Source organism: Synechococcus sp. UW179A (assembly GCF_900473965.1).
Classification (GTDB): Bacteria; Cyanobacteriota; Cyanobacteriia; order PCC-6307; family Cyanobiaceae; genus Synechococcus_C.
This window is the reverse complement of the sequence record NZ_UCNJ01000030.1, coordinates 1-17,224: the sequence shown is the minus strand read 5'-3', so window position 1 is coordinate 17,224 and position 17,224 is coordinate 1. Positions and strand designations below refer to the sequence as shown.

Annotated in this window: 17 protein-coding genes; 10 read left to right on the top strand and 7 right to left on the bottom strand. The window is 56.7% G+C overall.

The genetic code is table 11. The features are described 5' to 3' along the window. Window positions 1–9: 9 nt before the first annotated feature. Window positions 10–930, top strand: a complete 921-nt coding sequence (locus DXY31_RS14045; protein ID WP_114994361.1) for a 6-carboxytetrahydropterin synthase — start codon at window positions 10–12, stop codon at window positions 928–930. Window positions 931–940: 10 nt separating this feature from the next. Then, a complete protein-coding gene (locus DXY31_RS14040) occupies window positions 941–1,612 on the top strand; it encodes a RibD family protein (protein ID WP_114994360.1) in 672 nt (223 codons plus the stop codon). Here DXY31_RS14040 and DXY31_RS14035 read toward each other — a convergent pair. Further along, window positions 1,582–2,046, bottom strand: a complete 465-nt coding sequence (locus DXY31_RS14035) for a hypothetical protein (protein WP_244279827.1) — start codon at window positions 2,044–2,046, stop codon at window positions 1,582–1,584. The two genes, DXY31_RS14040 and DXY31_RS14035, sit on opposite strands and share 31 nt — an antisense overlap. An 85-nt stretch (window positions 2,047–2,131) precedes the next feature. Here DXY31_RS14035 and DXY31_RS14030 point away from each other — a divergent pair, with 85 nt between their 5' ends. Next, window positions 2,132–3,313 (top strand): GNAT family N-acetyltransferase, encoded by a 1,182-nt coding sequence (locus DXY31_RS14030; protein ID WP_114994390.1) that lies wholly within the window; start codon window positions 2,132–2,134, stop codon window positions 3,311–3,313. 24 nt (window positions 3,314–3,337) lie between these two features. Next, window positions 3,338–3,712, top strand: a complete 375-nt coding sequence (locus tag DXY31_RS14025; RefSeq protein WP_114994359.1) for a DUF4346 domain-containing protein — start codon at window positions 3,338–3,340, stop codon at window positions 3,710–3,712. A 6-nt stretch (window positions 3,713–3,718) separates the two neighbouring features. Here the strand turns inward: DXY31_RS14025 and DXY31_RS14020 are convergent, their stop codons facing one another. After that, a complete protein-coding gene (locus DXY31_RS14020; protein ID WP_114994358.1) occupies window positions 3,719–5,293 on the bottom strand; it encodes a B12-binding domain-containing radical SAM protein in 1,575 nt (524 codons plus the stop codon). A gap of 157 nt (window positions 5,294–5,450) precedes the next feature. Here DXY31_RS14020 and DXY31_RS14015 point away from each other — a divergent pair, with 157 nt between their 5' ends. Continuing rightward, entirely contained in the window at window positions 5,451–5,543 is a 93-nt protein-coding gene (locus DXY31_RS14015; protein WP_114994389.1) for a cytochrome B6, read from the top strand. On the opposite strand, the gene DXY31_RS14010 is transcribed toward DXY31_RS14015, so the two are convergent. Together DXY31_RS14010 and rimO are read right to left on the bottom strand one after the other, a co-directional pair. Next, the gene (locus tag DXY31_RS14010; RefSeq protein WP_114994357.1) at window positions 5,530–6,756 is read right to left on the bottom strand and encodes an MFS transporter; all 1,227 of its coding nucleotides are present in this window, start codon (window positions 6,754–6,756) and stop codon (window positions 5,530–5,532) included. The two genes, DXY31_RS14015 and DXY31_RS14010, sit on opposite strands and share 14 nt — an antisense overlap. Next, the gene (gene rimO, locus DXY31_RS14005; protein WP_114994388.1) at window positions 6,753–8,123 is read right to left on the bottom strand and encodes a 30S ribosomal protein S12 methylthiotransferase RimO; all 1,371 of its coding nucleotides are present in this window, start codon (window positions 8,121–8,123) and stop codon (window positions 6,753–6,755) included. Before rimO ends, DXY31_RS14010 begins: the two co-directional genes overlap by 4 nt. A gap of 104 nt (window positions 8,124–8,227) precedes the next feature. On the opposite strand from rimO, the gene DXY31_RS14000 reads away from it, so the two are divergent. Beyond that, the gene (locus DXY31_RS14000) at window positions 8,228–9,169 is read left to right on the top strand and encodes a vitamin K epoxide reductase family protein (RefSeq protein ID WP_114994356.1); all 942 of its coding nucleotides are present in this window, start codon (window positions 8,228–8,230) and stop codon (window positions 9,167–9,169) included. Window positions 9,170–9,202: 33 nt separating this feature from the next. Here the strand turns inward: DXY31_RS14000 and nadB are convergent, their stop codons facing one another. From nadB to DXY31_RS13985, 3 genes are all read right to left on the bottom strand, one after another. Then, window positions 9,203–10,888 (bottom strand): L-aspartate oxidase, encoded by a 1,686-nt coding sequence (nadB, locus tag DXY31_RS13995; protein WP_114994355.1) that lies wholly within the window; start codon window positions 10,886–10,888, stop codon window positions 9,203–9,205. A gap of 91 nt (window positions 10,889–10,979) precedes the next feature. Continuing rightward, on the bottom strand, window positions 10,980–11,357 hold the full coding sequence (gene psbU / locus DXY31_RS13990) for a photosystem II complex extrinsic protein PsbU (RefSeq protein WP_066911821.1): 378 nt from the start codon (window positions 11,355–11,357) through the stop codon (window positions 10,980–10,982). A 117-nt stretch (window positions 11,358–11,474) separates the two neighbouring features. Then, complete coding sequence (locus DXY31_RS13985; RefSeq protein ID WP_244279825.1) at window positions 11,475–12,206, bottom strand: DUF3120 domain-containing protein; 732 nt, start codon at window positions 12,204–12,206, stop codon at window positions 11,475–11,477. Window positions 12,207–12,347: 141 nt separating this feature from the next. Here DXY31_RS13985 and DXY31_RS13980 point away from each other — a divergent pair, with 141 nt between their 5' ends. From DXY31_RS13980 to DXY31_RS13965, 4 genes are all read left to right on the top strand, one after another. Further along, entirely contained in the window at window positions 12,348–13,196 is an 849-nt protein-coding gene (locus DXY31_RS13980) for an undecaprenyl-diphosphate phosphatase (RefSeq protein ID WP_114994354.1), read from the top strand. 19 nt (window positions 13,197–13,215) lie between these two features. Beyond that, entirely contained in the window at window positions 13,216–14,613 is a 1,398-nt protein-coding gene (locus DXY31_RS13975; RefSeq protein ID WP_114994353.1) for a TIGR03279 family radical SAM protein, read from the top strand. A 66-nt stretch (window positions 14,614–14,679) separates the two neighbouring features. Beyond that, a complete protein-coding gene (locus tag DXY31_RS13970; RefSeq protein ID WP_371639484.1) occupies window positions 14,680–16,347 on the top strand; it encodes a TolC family protein in 1,668 nt (555 codons plus the stop codon). 12 nt (window positions 16,348–16,359) lie between these two features. Continuing rightward, the gene (locus DXY31_RS13965; RefSeq protein ID WP_114994351.1) at window positions 16,360–17,163 is read left to right on the top strand and encodes an inositol monophosphatase family protein; all 804 of its coding nucleotides are present in this window, start codon (window positions 16,360–16,362) and stop codon (window positions 17,161–17,163) included. Window positions 17,164–17,224 lie beyond the last annotated feature (61 nt).

Genomic DNA, 17,224 nt, shown 5'->3' with positions numbered 1-17,224 from the left:
GACCGTCACATGACTGAAATGAAGTCAATTGCACGTCATGGTCGTGGACGTGGCTGCGTCATCACCCGACGTGCCTGCTTCAGTGCAAGCCACCGCTATTGGTTGCCTGAATTGTCCGCTGATGACAATGCCGCGCGCTTCGGGCCCTGTGCGCTGGCTCCTGGTCACGGTCACAACTACGAGTTGATCGTTTCGATGGCCGGTGGCCTTGATGCTCATGGAATGGTGCTCAACCTCTCCGAGGTGAAGCACGCCATTCGCAGTGAGGTGACTGGTCAGCTCGACTTTCGCTTTCTCAACGACGCCTGGCCCGAATTCGATGTGTCGAAGCCGGAGGGTTGCCTTCCCACCACTGAGGCCATCGTCAGGCAGATTTGGGCTCGTCTCAGTCCCCATCTGCCCATCACGGCATTACGCCTCTACGAACAACCAGGCCTCTGGGCCGACTATCTCGGACATCCCATGGACGCCTTCCTCACGATTCGCACCCATTTCGCTGCTGCCCATCGTCTGGCAAGACCTGAGCTCAGCCAGGAAGAGAACGAGCGTATTTATGGCAAGTGCGCACGTCCCCATGGTCATGGCCACAACTACCTGGTGGATGTCACGGTGCGAGGCCCTATTGATCCCCGCTCAGGCATGGTCTGCGACCTGTCCGCGCTACAACGCCTCGTCGATGACCTCGTGGTTGATCCGTTTGATCACACATTCCTCAATAAGGATGTGCCCTTCTTCGCCGAATGTGTACCCACTGCAGAGAACATCGCGCTCCATATCGCTGACCGCTTGTCGTCTCCGATCAAGGCGATCGGTGCCCATCTCCATAAAGTGCGCCTGCAGGAAAGCCCTAACAACGCGGCTGAGGTCTACGCCGAAGTCCCTCAGTTGGAGATGACGCCTTCAACGCTAGAGGCGGCCGTTCCTGTCTGAATCCCTTGCATTGACTGAGCAACCCACGCTTCGTCTGGTGCTTGCCGTCAGTCTTGATGGTCGTCTTGCTCCACCGACCGGTGGAGCAGCTCAGTTGGGTGGTTCGGGTGATCGTCGTGTTCTTGAACAGGCGCTCGCCTGGAGTGATGCGGCGCTGATCGGAGCGGGCACACTCAGGGCTCATCAAGCCAGTTGTCTGATCCGTGATCAGGATCTGTTGAACGAACGACGACTTCAGGGGCGCTCGCCTCAGCCGGCAGCGCTGGTCGTCAGTCGTCAGGCTGGATTTCCTCTGGAGTGGCCCTTTTTTCACCAACCGTTTGAACGCCATCTGTTGTCTGTGAGCGATGGGTCCGCCCCTGGCTTCCAGTCATGTTGTCGGCTGTCGTCCCGATGGAGCGAAACGCTGCAGAATCTGTGCTCCAAGGGCTGGTTCAGGCTGGTCCTGCTTGGTGGAGCTGTCCTAACTCACTCGTTGCTGGCCCAGGATGCGGTCGACGAGCTTCAGTTGACTCTCTCTCCCAGGATCCTGGGCGGATCCTTTACATGGTTGCTGCAGACGGAAACACCGCTGCCAGCGTCGCTCATGTCATCGCAGGCTTGGAGTCTGGTGGATGCCCGTTCGCTAGGAGCCAACGAACTGCTGGTGCATTACTGCCGTAATCGCTCTAGCAGTTGCTGAACGGGAATCTGCTTCAGGCTGGATTGGGACAGGCCAGTCAGGGATGCAAGGCAACGACGAATCACCACTTGCGCATCGTCGCCGACCTTGCCTCTCAGCAGTTCCGTGAGCACTCCCAGCTCTCTGCCACTGCGGCTGGTTTCTCTGATCAGACACTCACTCACAGGTCGGGCCAGTGTTCGGCAAGGCTGCTCAACGGCCGAGTTCAACCAGCTTTTTGGAGCGATCTCGTCTGCAACGCCATCCAGAGCCTGTTCAGCCAGCTGACGGCATTCGCTCACCAGCTGGCGTTCGATGCGTGGTTGTAACAGCTGAATCAATGGTTTGAACAGCCCCGCATTGGCGGTTTGATGTACGGAGCTCACCTCCAGAGAAAGAGGAGAGATCAACAGAGCTGTGATCCATATTTGGCTGTGCCGAGATGATCTGGGCATGACCCCGGCCCAAAGGCATCTTCATTTTCTCCCCTTCTAGTTTCACTCGTTAGTGTCGTTGCTGAGTCGTTTCAATTGGCCCTGGATGGCATCGCTCACGGCTCGTTGGCACCGCAGCATCCATGAGATCCCTCAGCCGCAATGGGAGGAGTTGCTCGTAAAGCATGCGAGCCCCTTCTATCGCTGGTCTTGGCTGGAGGCGTTGGAAACTTCAGGCAGTGTGGCTCCCGATCAGGGCTGGCAGCCGCTGCATCTGTCGCTTTGGAGGGGCGAGGACAGCCTGATTGCAATAGCTCCTCTTTATCTCAAGGGTCACAGCTACGGCGAATTCATCTTTGACCAATCTTTCGCACGTCTGGCAGGTGATCTTGGACTGCGCTATTACCCCAAACTGATCGGGATGAGTCCCGTCAGCCCTATTCAGGGCTATCGCTTTCATATTCATCCAGATGAAGATGCGCAGGACATCACGGTCATGTTGCTTCGGCTGATTGATGAGTTTGCTGCTCGCAATAACATTCTCAGCTGCAACTTTCTATACGTGGATCCTGTATGGCAGCCGTTGGCGGAGGCTGCGGGCTGTGCGGGTTGGCTGAATCATCAGAGCCTTTGGTCTGCGGAAGGCCAAAAAGATTTCTCCGACTATCTCGCCGGCTTCAATGCCAATCAGAGGCGCAATATCAAGCGGGAACGCAAAGCGGTCAGCCAGGCAGGATTGGCCGTGACACCACTGACCGGCTCAGAGCTCACTCCGGAGCTGCTGGAGCGGATGCATTGCTTCTATGAGCAGCACTGCGCCCGATGGGGGCCCTGGGGAAGCAAATATCTTCAGGGCTCATTCTTTGATCGACTGGTTGCCCCCGAACTGGCACAGCATGTGGTGCTATTTAGTGCCCATCGCGGGGATCCCTTTGACCCCGTGGCGATGTCCCTTTGCATTCAGGATGAGTCCCATCTCTGGGGGCGCTACTGGGGCAGTGATGAAGCTATCGATTGTCTTCATTTTGAGGTCTGTTACTACGCGCCGATCGAGTGGGCCTTGCATCAGGGCCTTCATAGCTTTGATCCAGGAGCTGGTGGCAGTCACAAGCGCCGACGTGGCTTTGTTGCCCAAGCTCGGACCAGTCTGCATCGCTGGTATGACCCAACTATGGACGCCCTGATCCGTTCCTGGCTGCCAAGAGCGAATGGACTGATGGAGGAGGAGATTGAGGCCATCAACGCCGAGCTTCCCTTCCGCACCAAGCCGCCTGAATTGATGGCCTGAGACGATCATTTGTAGGGTGTGACGATGGCAGAAGGCACTTCCTCGATTGACGACCAGCTTTCACAGCGATTCATCGAGCTTGACCCCTCTGGTTACTTCCTGATCAAGCTGGACGCTGATGCCCATGAACTCGTTGCTGAGCACTACAGCAATGATGTGGATGAACGAGGTCGTGCCACTGATCCGGAAACCGGCGAAGTTCTGGCCTGCCGTGGTGGTGGCCCGCGTCTGCCAAGCACAAGCTTTCGTGGCAGAACCGCCAAGGAACTTGGCATGGCTCTGACCGAATCAGATCCCCCACTCCCGCTTAGCCGTCTTGACCATGCCCTGTACTTAGGCCGGGAATTGCAAAAAGCAGAAGCCTGCCTGAAAGCCGGACTGCCCTACAGGCAGGACTAAGACAGGTCAGGCTGTCAGCAGTTCGCGGGACGTGCTGGGTTCTTCTGGTGGCAGCGATTCCAGCTGTTCGCGGATTTCGCGTTGAACGATCGCGCGATACTCAAGGAAGTGTTCGTTGTGGGCAAGCACCACCAGGAACTGCTCCAGCATGGCTGGGTTGCGTCGAGCCATGCTGAGCATGTAACGCCAGAAACGACTGCGGGTATCGCGTTTGATGCCCTGCCTCCAGACCACAATGGAGAGAGCCCTGATATCAGTCCAGGTAGGCAGTTTTGACGTGCCCTTCCAGCGTGGCGCTCCCATTTTCAGGTAGTAGGAATAGACGCGGTCCATGTAAGCGTTCGGTTCGTAGAGCGCGCAGAAGGCATCTACGTATTCGTTGGCGATGTCCCGAATCGGACGCGTGGGTTTGAAATTGAGCAGGTTGGTTTGGTTCACGCCTTTGGCCGCTGACTTGTCCTGAATCAGACGCCCCTCTTTCTCAAGGCGATGCCAGAGCGCTGTGTTCGGGAGCGCTTGCAACATGCCCATCATGGCTGCCGGAATTCCGGTTCTAGTTACGAACTCAACAATGCGTCGGCCGGCGCCGTCTTTTTCACCGTCGAAACCGATGATGAAGCCTGCCATCACACGGATACCGTTCGCGGTGATCCTGTCAACGGCTGCATCGAGTGGGTTGCGTGTGTTCTGAAGTTTTCGGGAGGTTTCCAGACTCGCTTCATCTGGAGTTTCGATGCCGAGAAACACACTCTCGAAGCGCGCTTCGTGCATCATGCGCATCATTTCTTCGTCATCGGCGAGGTCCACTGAGGCTTCAGTTGCAAAGCTGAAGGGATAGCCACGCTCTTCCTGCCAGCTTCTGATCTGCGGCAGCAATTGCTTGGCGTTGCGCTTGTTGCCGATGAAGTTGTCATCCACAAGAAAGATCGATCGCCTCCAGCCGAGGTCATAGAGACTCTGAAGCTCAGCAATTAGCTGCTCAGGGTTCTTAGTACGCGGCTTGCGTCCATAGAGAACAATGATGTCGCAGAATTCGCAATTAAACGGACACCCCCTTGAAAACTGCACGCTCATCGAGTCATAGGCTTCGAGCTGCAACAAGTCGAACCGGGGAATCGGTGTTGCTGTCACATCAGGTTTGTCACCCTCAGCGCTGAAACGTCCACCACTGTCACCTCGCTCGATCGCTTCGATGAACATCGGAAGCGTTATTTCACCCTCATCAAGCACCTTGAAGTCGGCCTCTGCGATCTCCGGGGCATCCGGAGTAGAACTCGCATAAGGGCCTCCTACGGCGACTGGCAATCCTCGGCGTTTGGCTTCGGCGATCTGAATCTGCATATCGTCTTTCTGGACGATCATTCCCGAGATAACCACAAGCTCGGCCCAGTTCCATTCGTCTTCAGTGATCTCTCGCACGTTGCGGTCGACGAGCTTCATATCCCATTTCTGGGGCAGCAATGCCGCCACGGTCACCAATCCCAGGGGAGGGAGCAGCACCTTGCGATTCACCAGCTCCAGAATCTTCTCGTAACTCCAGAAGGTCTTAGGGAAGAGGGGATAAATGAATAAGGTGCGCATGAGCCGGAGCGTGAAGGTGGTCTGTCTGTTACCTGCGGTAGACCCTGCGGACAGAACCTTCCGTTTCCATTTGATTTCGTTGTGCAGGATCTTAAGGGGGATCTGCTGAATCGAGACCTGATTTCTGATCTAATAGGTGCTGCAATCTGTGACAGGCATGGGCATCCTCATTTATGTGGGTCTGGTCGGGGCAGGACTCACCACCGCTGTGACGATCAGTTTCGTTCTGCGTCGAATCAAACTGATCTGACTTCGGTCAGCACAGAGTCGCCTCGGCGCCAGATCTCAAGCAGCGCAAAAAAGACTCCGAGACTGCCGCTGATGGCGAAGGTCGCCTTAAGTCCCATCATGACGGTGAGTTGTGCGGCAATCAGCCCACTGAGTCCACCGCCTCCCAGAAAGGCAATCTGACCGAGGCCAGCCATACGCCCGCGCAGGATCTGTGTGGAACCCACCTGGGTAATCAGGTTGCTGCTGCTCAGCAGTCCCGCAGTTCCTGCTCCGATCATCAGCGTCATTGCGAGCAAGAAGGGCACGTCACCTCCATAGGCCATGCCCAGTTGAGCCACGGCGGTGATCAGTGCAAAACCGGCCAAAGTCCGAGAGGGTCTTCGGCAAAAACGATGACTGTTGCGTTGCAGCAGCAGTCCACCTGCAATGCTTCCTAGGGCCAGAACGCTGGTGAATACAGCAAGATCCATCGGTGCATTCCCTAGCTCGCTAGCGGCGATCAAGGGCCCAAGTCCAGGGTGGAAGAATCCCACCACGCACATCAATCCGGTGAACATCAGCACGTGTCTCAGCGTGCTCCCGCATTCCCTCCAGGCCACGCGCAGTGAGGCTTTGTCTCCAGGAGCACTGCGCTCCTCTAATTCCGTTTTCGGATGCAGCAGCCAGATCACACTGGCGATCGGTATCAGGTAGGTCGCTGCATCAAGCGTGAGGGCTGTGGCCGGACCCGCCAGAGTGATGAGCACGCCCCCCAGAAGGGGGCCTACCAACTTTCCGACGTTGAAGACCACCGAGAAGCTTGTCAGGAAGGGTGCCAGCTCAGAGTTGTCGTCTAACAGCAGAGCGCAGTATTTATTGCGAGCTGTGAGTTCATAGGCACCGGCAATGCCCACCAGCAAGGTGCTGGCCAGCAACATCAACACTTGCGCATGCCCTTCGAACATTGGGATGGAAAGGGCTCCCAGCAGACCTGCGCCGAGCAGTGCCCACTGTGCCTGGATCAAGACCCGCTCACAGCCAACCCGATCGGTGCGCACGCCGGCGGGGCCGCTCACCAGCATCGTGGGTAAGGAGAGTGCTGCGAAATTCAGTGCCAGCACCATGGGTGCCTTGGTTTCATCCATCAGGATCCAGCCCTTGGCAGTGAGCCCTGCGAACGAACCGGCAGTGCTCAAGCCTGATGCGATCAGGAAGATGACGCGTTGGCGTGCATGCGGTGAAGGATGGCTCAAGTGCTGCTACGAGCTGAGGCCACCATTTCGCTTGCCCCCACGATCTCTCCGCTCAGGTCGTAAATGTCGGCACTGTTGATTCGCACCGGAACCATGGTGCCTGGTCCTGCTTGCATCCCGTCTGCGCGTGGCTGCACCTGCACTTCGCCATCCACTTCAGGTGCGAAGCGGGCACATCGGCCAATCATGTCTCCTGTGATCGGATTGTGCTGCTCGATCAGCACATCCACGGTGCGTCCCACCCAGCGGGTGTTGGCTTCGGCCGAGATCGGTTGTTGCAGGGTCATCAGCCGATCTTTTCTGGCGGTGGCAATCTCGGCTGGCACGCGATTGGGGAGCTTGGCTGCGGCTGTTCCTTCTTCTGCTGAGAAGGTGAACACGCCAACGTGATCGAACCGCTGGCTTTCAAGAAAACCAGCCAGGTGCTCGAATTGCTCTTCCGTTTCACCGGGAAAGCCCACGATCAGCGTGGTGCGCATCACGGCATCCGGCAGTTGTTCCCGCAATTGATTCATCAGACGGTCGTTGACATCCGCCTGCCACGGACGGTTCATGGCTCTCAGCACCTTGGGGTGGCTGTGCTGGAGAGGCAGGTCGAGATAGGGGAGAACATTGGGGACATCCTTGTATGCGGCGATCACTTCAGGGGTCAGGCCTGTGGGGTAGGCGTAATGAACCCTGATCCAGGGAATCTCCACCTCACCGAGGGCCCTAAGAAGGTCCGCAAGGCGAGGCCGTCCGTAGATATCCAACCCGTAATTAGTGGTGATCTGGCTGATCAGAATCAGTTCCTGAACGCCTTGTTCTGCCAGTTGATGGGCTTCTGAAACGATCGATTCGATCGTTCTTGAGCGCTGATTGCCACGCAGATGCGGAATGATGCAAAACGCGCAGCGATAGTCGCAACCTTCGGCCACTTTGAGATAAGCAACCGCTTCTCCGGTGGTGCGATACCTGGGAAGTGTTTCATCGCCAACGAATGTCGGGTTCTTGCTGACCCGATTGACGCGTTCCCCAGCCTCGACTCGCTCCAGCACCTCCACAATGTGCTGATAATCGCCAGTGCCGACGATAGCTTTGGCTTCCGGTAAAGAGTCGAGCAGCTCTTCCTGAAAATGCTGTGCCAGGCAGCCGGCGATGATTAGTTCCTTGCCTTGTTCAGCGAGTCCCACCAGCGTGCGGACGGACTCCTCCCGAGCTTCCTGGATGAAGCTGCAGGTATTGACCACAACAACGTTGGCATCACTTTCGTCACTGCTGACGCCATACCCTGCTCGCGTCAGCAGGCCGAGCATGTGTTCGGTGTCGACCCGGTTCTTTTCGCATCCCAGATGGGTGAAAGCCACAGTCGGTCGTGTGCTGACCATGTCGCGGCCGGGAGCTTGGTCCGGTGACAAGGGAACTGCGCATCAACTTTCACCATAAATCTCGCGCTGATTCCTGCCAAAATTCAAAAAACAGTTCAGTGCGCATGGGCACCACCCGACTCACCAGCCGACGTCGTCAGGACCAGGGCTTCAAATGGGCACGCATCAGCATGGCGGTGCTGGCAACCGTCGGGGTGATCGATACCGGTTCGATCACGCTGAAGCGTTGGGGGATGCTCGGTGACCTCATTTGCCCGATGGGCGGTGGTGGTTGCGACAAGGTCCTGAACAGTCCCTGGGGAACCCTTGCCCAGACGGATGCCGTCGTCATCCCTTTGTCCTTTGCCGGTCTGCTGGCTTACCTCGCCGTTCTGGTGATGGCCCTTGTGCCTTTACTCCCAGGATTGATGGAGAACCGCAGTGATCTGTCCCGGCGCACCTGGTGGGGACTGTTCGCTGTTTCTCTTGGGATGGCTGTCTTCAGCTTGGTGCTGCTGGGCTTGATGGTCTTCAAGATTCAGGCCTTCTGTTTCTTCTGCGTGCTCTCAGCGACCTTGTCGATTTTGCTGCTGATCCTTTGCGTGATCGGCGGTGGATGGGACGACCCCTCTCAGCTGTTCTTCCGCGGCATTCTCCTAGCTCTGGCTGTGTTGCTCGGCAGTTTGATTTGGGCCTCGGTTTTGGACCCTGACCGGCCGGAGGCTGCTGTGACTGGCCCTGGTGCGCCTCCTCTTGTGACCACCGAAAGCACTCCTGCCAAGGTGGCGCTGGCTGAACATCTCACCGCCACAGGAGCTGTTATGTACAGCGCTTACTGGTGTCCTCACTGCCATGAGCAGAAGGAGGACTTCGGTCTGGAAGCTGCCAAAAAGCTCACCGTCGTTGAATGTGCCCCGGATGGTCAGAACAGTCAACGCGCCCTCTGCCAGAGCAAGAAGATCGAGGGTTTCCCCACCTGGGAGATCAACGGCAAACTTGATTCAGGTGTCAAAGATCTGAAAACGCTGGCAGGCCTATCAGGCTTTAAGGGAGACACCAACTTCTGAGCTTCCTGGCCCACCGTTGAGACGGCAAGTCAGTTATTCAGTGACGCTGCGGGTTTTGATCCCTTCTCCTCTGAGCTGTCGACTGTGACGGCGCCACTGGGGTAGGGAACAGGGTGCATCGCTGCGGAAATGCCCTCCCCGACTTTCAGTTCTGAATAGACAGGCCTCCAGGAGCAAAGCAGTGGTGCGCTGGCGATGGATCAGATCAAGCAGCAGGTTGAGTTCCTGGCGGCTTGGCTCCTCCAGCTCGATCTGTTGCTGATGGGATTGGCGGTTGACCATACACAGCAGCACTTCATGTTCCAGCGGGCTCATGGCCCTCCTGGTCAACCTCAGCAGTGTCTGCATCCCCGCTCTAGAGCGATTAACTCCGGCCACATCCCAGCACTGATCACTTAGCTGTTCGATGCTGCGTGTGAGCTCCCCGATGCTGATACTGCTGCGGGCATTGGTTTGGCTGGTGCTGGTTGCGTCCCTCTGATCCCTCCATTGTTCTTTGTCGTCTTTTGAAACTGCAGGTAGGTCGATCGCTCCCAGTTGGCGTGCGAAGACTAGGCATTCCATCAGTGAGTTACTGGCCAGACGATTGGCACCGTGCAGCCCGGTGCAGGCCACCTCACCTACGGCGTAGAGGCCTGGCAGCGATGTGGCGGCATTGAGGTCGGTTGCTACGCCTCCCATCCAGTAATGGGCTGCAGGCGCGACGGGGATTGGTTGCTCAAGAGGATTGAGATTGTGGTTGCGGCACTGCTCAAGAATTGTTGGAAAGCGGCGCTCAGCTTGGTCGCGGGGGATCCCTGAAAGGTCCAGGCCGACGTGGTCGATGTCCTGGAGGCGCATGCTTTTCAACAGTGCACGGCTGACCTGGTCTCTGGGGGCAAGATCAGCCCCTGGCAGGTCAGTGACCGGACTGTTGCCTGCTGCGTCCACGAGTCGTCCTCCTTCTCCACGCACTGCCTCGGAGATCAGAAAGCAGGGAGCTCCAGGAAGCTTCAGAGCAGTCGGATGAAACTGAACGAACTCGAGATCTTCAACCGCGGCCCCGGCAGCCCAGGCCAGGGCGATTCCCTCTCCTGCGGCTTGAGCGGGATTGGTGGTGTTGGTATAGAGGTGACCTCCGCCTCCGGTGGCCAGAACCACTGCTCTGGATCGAATCCATTGCAGCCTGAACCCGTCCAAAACCTGCACGCCGCAGCAGCGCCCGTTCTCCACCCAGAGCTGGCTAACGCGAACACCTCTGCGATGCAGCAATCCAGGCCTCTGCTCCGCGTGCTGCCGAAGCACATCCACCAGCGCATGGCCGGTTCGGTCCTGGACATGCAGCACTCGATGATGACTGTGCGCAGCTTCGAGGGTGGTGGCCAGGCTCCCGTCGTTGTTTCGATCAAAATCCATCCCCAGCTCGAGCAGCCTGTCGACACACTGCGGAGCCTGTTCAACGAGAAGGCGGACGGAATCGCCGTCGCAAAGACCCGCTCCGGCGTGGATTGTGTCTGTCGCGTGGCTGCCGCTGTTGTCATCGCGACGGGTGACGGACGCGATTCCGCCCTGGGCCCATCGGCTTGATGAGCGCCGGCTGGTGTTGCGATTGACCAGCAGCACTCGCAATCCGACCGGCAGTTCAAGACAGGTCATCAGGCCTGCGGCCCCGGCGCCAACCACCACCACATCCCAGGGACCTGAGGGGATGGTTTCGCTGCCAGGGCTAGAGGGTTTCATTTCAGCACCAAAAAACCGCCGGGTTGTCCGGCGGTTTTAGCGCAATCCAAGCAATCCAATCAGTGGCGATCGGCGTTTTCAGAGAGCTGCCTCAGCGGTACTGGCCATCATTGATCCGATCGAAACCCTCGTTGAGAGCAATCGATGGTTCTGTGACGGTGAAATTGTCGCGATATTTCTCGAACAGCTCTTTCTGCCGATCTGTGAGATCAAGGGAAAGAACATCGTTAACGCTCTCGTAGGGCCCACCCAGCACGATCTTGCCGGCGAGGGTCGGATACATGCCAGGGAACTGCTGGAAACGACGCACGGAGGAATTGTTCAGATCCACCTTTTCGCCACGCTCTGCGATCTTGTCGTCAGCCACGTTGCGGATGTCAGCAGCCTGAACGCTCGCGGGTAGCAGCAGGCCCATCAGCAGGCCTGCCATCACAAGAATGCCTGTCAGCCAGGACAGCAGACGCTTCATGGAACTCTCCGTTTAGAAGATCGGAACGGGATGATTACCGGCGTGGCCGGCTTGCAAACCATACAAGTGCCATTGCCTTGATCCGATGCAAGGGGTCGCAGTTTTTTGCAGTTCGTTTCAGACCAAGCCGCTGAGTTCTGGTGCAAGCAGAGACAGCGACAGAAACAATCCGTCAATCACGAGAGTTGTGAACAGCACTGCAGCCGCTACAGACCAGGACTTGTCAGTCGCGGCTGACAGGCTGCTGCGATGTCTGCAGTGCTGAACGAGCTGGAGGATGATTGCTCCTGCTGTAACCACCGTCAGCAGAGAACTTGGCCTCAACACGAATGCAGCAGCGTCCTGAAGCAGCAAAGTCGCTTCTGACGCGGAAGCTCCAATCACCGCAGGCCAAAGGGCCATGACACCTGTGAGTGCCATGGCCAGATCGGTGAAAGCTGTGCCCAGAAGCGAGGCCAGATAAAAGGCGCAGCCAAGTCGCCATCGCGTTTGCAGACCGGTGATCGCCAGAGGCAATGCAAAAGCTTCAATAGGAAGGTGCAGCAGTGGATGACTCGCTAACCACCCCCAGAACAGGCTGCCAGCCAGCCAGCTTCCACTGAAGCCAACCAAAAGTGCACCTAGCTCCTTCCATTTGTTGGGTGCAATCGCATTGGTAATCACGCCCGCTGAAAGGAGGACTAGGCCGAACAGGCAGGAGCTGAAGGGTTGTTGTCGTACCCAAGGAGCCTGCACAAAGACAGGCAACACCACCAGCATGGATGCCCAAAAAGGCAGTCCGGCTATCCCAAGAGCAATCGGCTGGACCGGCTCAGCAAGGGCTTGGTTGCGTATCAGCCCACTGAACAACGATCCACCCCCGCTGTATGTGAAGAAAGGACTGTGACCTTAGAAGATTTGCGCCTGATTGAGCGTTTTTGTGAGGTGTCTGATGTCATCCGGTGTTGGGGCTGGCGATAGCGTCCTCAAACTTGTGTTCAGGACGCAGAGGTGTCAGAACCCGGACTACTCGAGGCCATTTGGAGAAATGTTGTTCTGGGTGTCGTTCAGGGCCTGACTGAGTTTTTGCCAATCAGCAGTACGGCACATCTGAAGGTGGTGCCTGCCCTGGCCGGTTGGCAGGATCCCGGCGTGTCGGCCACTGCCGTCATCCAGCTGGGCAGCATCGTGGCGGTCATCGGTTACTTCCGAGAGGATCTCGCTGGGGTTTGGAAGGGAATTAGTGATGCCCTACGCAGAGGGCAGTGGCGGGAGCCCGAAGCTCGCCTGGGGATTGCGATGGCCATTGGCACCGTGCCGATCCTGGTGGTGGGGCTTGGCATCAAAGTGTTCTGGCCCGGTTATGAGACGTCTCCACTGCGCAGCGAACCGGTTATCGCCGTTGTGTCGATTGTGATGGCTTTGCTGCTGGCTCTGGCAGAGAAGCTTGGCCCGCGCCTCAAGCGACTCGACCAGGTGCAAGGGCGTGATGGCCTGGTGGTGGGACTCGCTCAGGTGCTTGCCCTGATCCCTGGGGTTTCCCGATCGGGAAGCACCCTCACCGCCTCGCTGTTTGACAGCTGGAAGCGTCCGGATGCGGCCCGATTTTCGTTTCTGCTGGGAATTCCAGCCATCACCCTGGCTGGTTTAGTGCAGTTAAAGGATGCTTTCAGTGAGCCCAGCGCTGGCGGTGCGCTCCCCCTTTTAATCGGTATTTTTTCTGCAGCTGTGGTCTCCTGGTTGGCCATCGACTGGCTGTTGAAGTATCTGCAACGTCACAGCACCTGGATTTTCGTGATCTACAGACTCCTTTTCGGAGTGTTGCTGCTGGTGTGGTGGTCGGCCGCCGTCCCAAACTGATAACAGTTGCCTCCTTGATGTGTGGAATGAGCCTTCCGCAGGGGTTGCTGTCACGGCTCTGGATCCTGCAAGCCCCTCACGACAACCTGAACCTGCGGTCGTTGCCTCAGTTGAGTCAGGGTCGATTGGAGAGGAACTGGGATTTGAGCCAGGGGATCAGCTACTGAGCATCAATGGTGTGCGCCCCCGCGATCTCATTGATTACCGCTATCTCATTGTTGAGGAGGAGCTGACGCTCGAGGTTCGTGACAGCGCAGGTGCGCTGCATAGCGTCGAGTTGGAGAAGGATGCGGACGATGGTTTGGGGCTGGCTTTCACCGAAGCTCTCTTCGACGGCCTTCGTCAATGCACCAATCGTTGCTCCTTCTGCTTCATCGATCAGCAGCCGCCGGGCCATCGGGACAGTCTTTATCTCAAGGATGACGATTATCGACTCAGCTTTCTTTACGGCTCCTATCTCACTCTCACCAACCTGGCTGATGCCGATTGGGAGCGGATTGAGCAGCAACGGCTGACACCGCTTTTCGTGTCTGTGCATGCAACAGATCCCGATCTGCGATCCACACTTCTGGAGAATCCAAGAGCAGGAAAGCTGCTGAAGCAGCTGGAGTGGTTTGCGCAGCGCAAGTTGCAGATTCACGCTCAGGTGGTGGTGTGCCCCGGTCTTAATGATGGTGAGGCACTCCTTAAGACCCTTCGCGATCTCGCGCGTTTTACTGGTGTTGAGTGGCCTGCCGTGCTTTCAGCGGCAGTGGTACCTGTTGGGCTGACTCGTTTCCGCCCCCCTGGTGATGGGTTACGGGCTGTCACCCCTGAAGATGCCAGGCGGGTGATTGACGCAGTGGAACCGCTCCAGTCTGAGTTCCAAGGGCGATTCGGCAGTCGATTTGTTTGGTTGTCGGATGAGTGGTATCTGATTGCAGGCCGTCAACTTCCTCCGCGCGTCAGCTATGAGGATCTTCCGCAGCAGGAAAATGGTGTAGGAACGATCCGGGCGTTTCTCGAGTCGTTGGATAAGGCCACGGAATCACTGCCAGAGCGTGTGGCTGAGCCACGACGCACCAGTTGGGTGGTAGGTCGTCTTGTGGACAAAGCTCTGGAGACAGTCACAGAGCGTCTCAACAGAATTGATGGCGTCACCCTGCAGATGCATGGTCTTCCCAGTCCCTACTGGGGACAGGATCAGGTGGTCACTGGTCTTCTGACTGGTCAGGATCTGTTGGATGGCCTTAAGGATCAGGACCTGGGGGATCAGTTGCTGCTGCCATCGGTGATGTTGCGGCAGGGGCAGCCTGTCTTCCTTGATGACATGACTCTGGATCAGGTTCAGGCGCAACTTCCTGTCCCGATTCGGATCGTGCATGGAGCAGCTGACATCGTGGCTGCAGTGCTCGGAGATCCAGAAAAAACCACCTAAGCTCCGCCAAGCTCAGGTTTTGATGTGCGTCGGACAGCTGCAAGCCTTCTTCTGATTGCAGGCATCGTGCCCTCCCACATCGCAGGGGTTGCCTCCGCCCAAGAGTCTTCTGAAGTCACCACAGACAATGGCGCTGCGCTGATCGATCAGAGCACCCTGCCGACGGCCATTGAACAGAAGGGATCCCGGCCCCAGGCAGACCCTTCGGTGCTCCCTCCGGCGGCGACAACACTGCCTGAGACACTCGATTCGTTGAATTCGCCGCCAAGTCTCGCGCTTCCGGATCAGCCTGATCAGGTTCGGATTCGAGAGCTCAGGCCGCTTACCCTCGCTGAAGTTGAACAGCTCGCTGAAGTCAACAGTCCAAGCCTAAAGGCTGTTGCTCTCGAGGTACAGCAAGCCAAGTCGAGCTTGAGAGCGGCGATCTCCAGCTGGTATCCAACTCTTAATCTCACAGCTAACGGTCTTCCTCAATACCTCTCCAGTCAAGAGCAGTTTTTTGATAACACCGTTTCCGATGTTGAGAGCCCCACAACTGGTTTGGAGGAGGAGCAAGGGGATATCACTTTTTCGGAAGTTTCTACAGCCAATTTCCAGGCAACGCTGAATTGGAACTTGATTGATCCGGCACGTGTTCCCGAAATTTCAGCAGCGCGTGACAGCTTTGAGAGAGCGCGTGACGCCTATCTGATTGCTTTGAGAGATCTTCGCTTATCTGTGGCCACGGCCTATTACAGACTTCAGCAATATGACTCGCAAGTCGATGTTAGTAAGCAGTCTGTGGCTGCTTCTTTGTTGAGTTTGCGTTATGCAAGATCACGTTTTCAGGCAGGTGTTGCAACGAAGCTGGAAGTGCTCGAAGCTGAAACTCAACTTGCCCGAGATCAAGACGGCTTAATCTCAGCTCTTAATTCGCAAGTCCGAGCGCGTCGCAATTTGGCCAGGATTATCGATCTGCCACAAGACGTCACTCCAACGGCCGCTTCGCCATCAAAAGTTGTAGGCGTTTGGGAGCCGTCTTTGCAAGAGAGCATCATTGCGGCTTATGCCTTCCGTGAAGAGCTCGATCAATTCATTCTGGATATCTCGATTAACAACAGCAGTGCTAATGCTGCTCTGGCAGCAGTGCAACCCGTCCTAAGTATCTTCAACAATTTCTCGACACAGCGGCTTGATGGAAAGCAATCTGAAGGTTCTTTAAGCACTAGTTATTATGGATGGAATATGGATAATACCGTTGGCCTTTCGGCAAGCTGGAATATTTTTGATGGTGGTAAAGCCCGAGCTGATTATCGGCGCAAAAAGCAGGCTGCTGAAGCGAGCGCTTATCAATTCGCGAATGAACGTGGTGAGATTCGCTTACAAGTAGAGCAGAGCTTTTACGATTTAAGGGCGAATCAGCAGACCATTCGCACAACCTCTCGAGAGGTCCTATCGCAACGAGAAGCCTTGCGACTTGCACGTCTTCGTTTTGCTGCAGGTGTGACCACTCAGCGTGAAGTGGTTGATAACCAAAGAGACCTCACAAGAGCACAGACTCGCCATGTCCAAGCTTTGTCTGATTACAACATCACGATTGCCGAGTTGAGGCGCTATACCGGACTCGACCAGGTCGGCGCTTGTCCTCCTCAAGACTTACCTTCTGACAAAGCACAAACACCCGAGTCTGAACAGATCCAAATCAAGCCCTCACCCAACATCCCAGCCTGTCAAGCTTCCCTGCTCGGTTCTTGATGATGACGCGCGTTGACCTCAAGACTCCTTAACCCTCAGCAGTTGCTCGCAGTCCATCAGCTGCTCGACAGGGTCGCAGATCGGCAAAGACAAGATTTTGGACATATCGCTTCGGATGTCAAGGCTGATGGATCCTTGATCACCGCTTGTGATCGCTGGAGCGATGAGGCCCTTGTTGATGGGCTGTCCGAGCTGGCTCCCGGTGAATTCACCCTTAGCGAGGAGGGAGAGAAGGCTTGTCCTTCTTCTTCAGCCTTCTGGGTTGTGGATCCTCTCGACGGCACCACCAATTACGCAGCTGGAATCCCTTATTGGGCGATTTCTGTGGCTCGTTTTGTAGACGGGCGTCCTAGCGAGGCTTTTTTGGAGATTCCATCTCTGCGTCAGCGGATTGTGGCGATCCGTGGTCGAGGTGCCTGGCGCAATGGTAAACCTCTTACGCCCGAGACCCGCCTGCAGGCTGGTAGTGCCTGCGTGTCGCTGTGCAGTCGTGCGATCCGGGTGCTGCAGCGCCGCCATGAGGACCCTTTCCCAGGCAAAATCCGCTTGCTTGGTGTTGCCAGCCTCAACCTGGTCAGCGTGGCGATGGGACAGACAGTGGCAGCCTTGGAGGCCACACCCAAGATCTGGGATCTCGCAGCAGCCTGGCTGGTTTTGAGCGAATTGGATTGTCCCTTGCAATGGCTTGATCAAGATCCTGCGGCGCTGACGCCTGGACAAGATCTTGCTGATGTCAGTTTTCCTGTACTCGCAGCGAGCTCTCAGGCTGAACTTGAGCGCCTCAGACCCTGGGGAGAGTCGCTGCTGCTTCCTTGATCGGCTGATCAGTTGCGAAAGGGGTTGATAGTGAGTTATGTTTTTGGACTGCGCGAGAGGC

Excerpts from the sequence above, each read along its gene's own strand:
- DXY31_RS14030 (WP_114994390.1), top strand. The coding sequence starts at position 2,132 with ATGGCATCGCTCACGGCTCGTTGGCACCGCAGCATCCATGAGATCCCT.
- DXY31_RS14000 (WP_114994356.1), top strand. The coding sequence starts at position 8,228 with ATGGGCACCACCCGACTCACCAGCCGACGTCGTCAGGACCAGGGCTTC.
- rimO (WP_114994388.1), bottom strand. The coding sequence starts at position 8,123 with ATGGTCAGCACACGACCGACTGTGGCTTTCACCCATCTGGGATGCGAA.
- DXY31_RS14045 (WP_114994361.1), top strand. The coding sequence starts at position 10 with ATGACTGAAATGAAGTCAATTGCACGTCATGGTCGTGGACGTGGCTGC.
- DXY31_RS14035 (WP_244279827.1), bottom strand. The coding sequence starts at position 2,046 with ATGCCCAGATCATCTCGGCACAGCCAAATATGGATCACAGCTCTGTTG.
- nadB (WP_114994355.1), bottom strand. The coding sequence starts at position 10,888 with ATGAAACCCTCTAGCCCTGGCAGCGAAACCATCCCCTCAGGTCCCTGG.
- DXY31_RS14020 (WP_114994358.1), bottom strand. The coding sequence starts at position 5,293 with ATGCGCACCTTATTCATTTATCCCCTCTTCCCTAAGACCTTCTGGAGT.
- DXY31_RS14015 (WP_114994389.1), top strand. The coding sequence starts at position 5,451 with ATGGGCATCCTCATTTATGTGGGTCTGGTCGGGGCAGGACTCACCACC.
- DXY31_RS14025 (WP_114994359.1), top strand. The coding sequence starts at position 3,338 with ATGGCAGAAGGCACTTCCTCGATTGACGACCAGCTTTCACAGCGATTC.
- psbU (WP_066911821.1), bottom strand. The coding sequence starts at position 11,357 with ATGAAGCGTCTGCTGTCCTGGCTGACAGGCATTCTTGTGATGGCAGGC.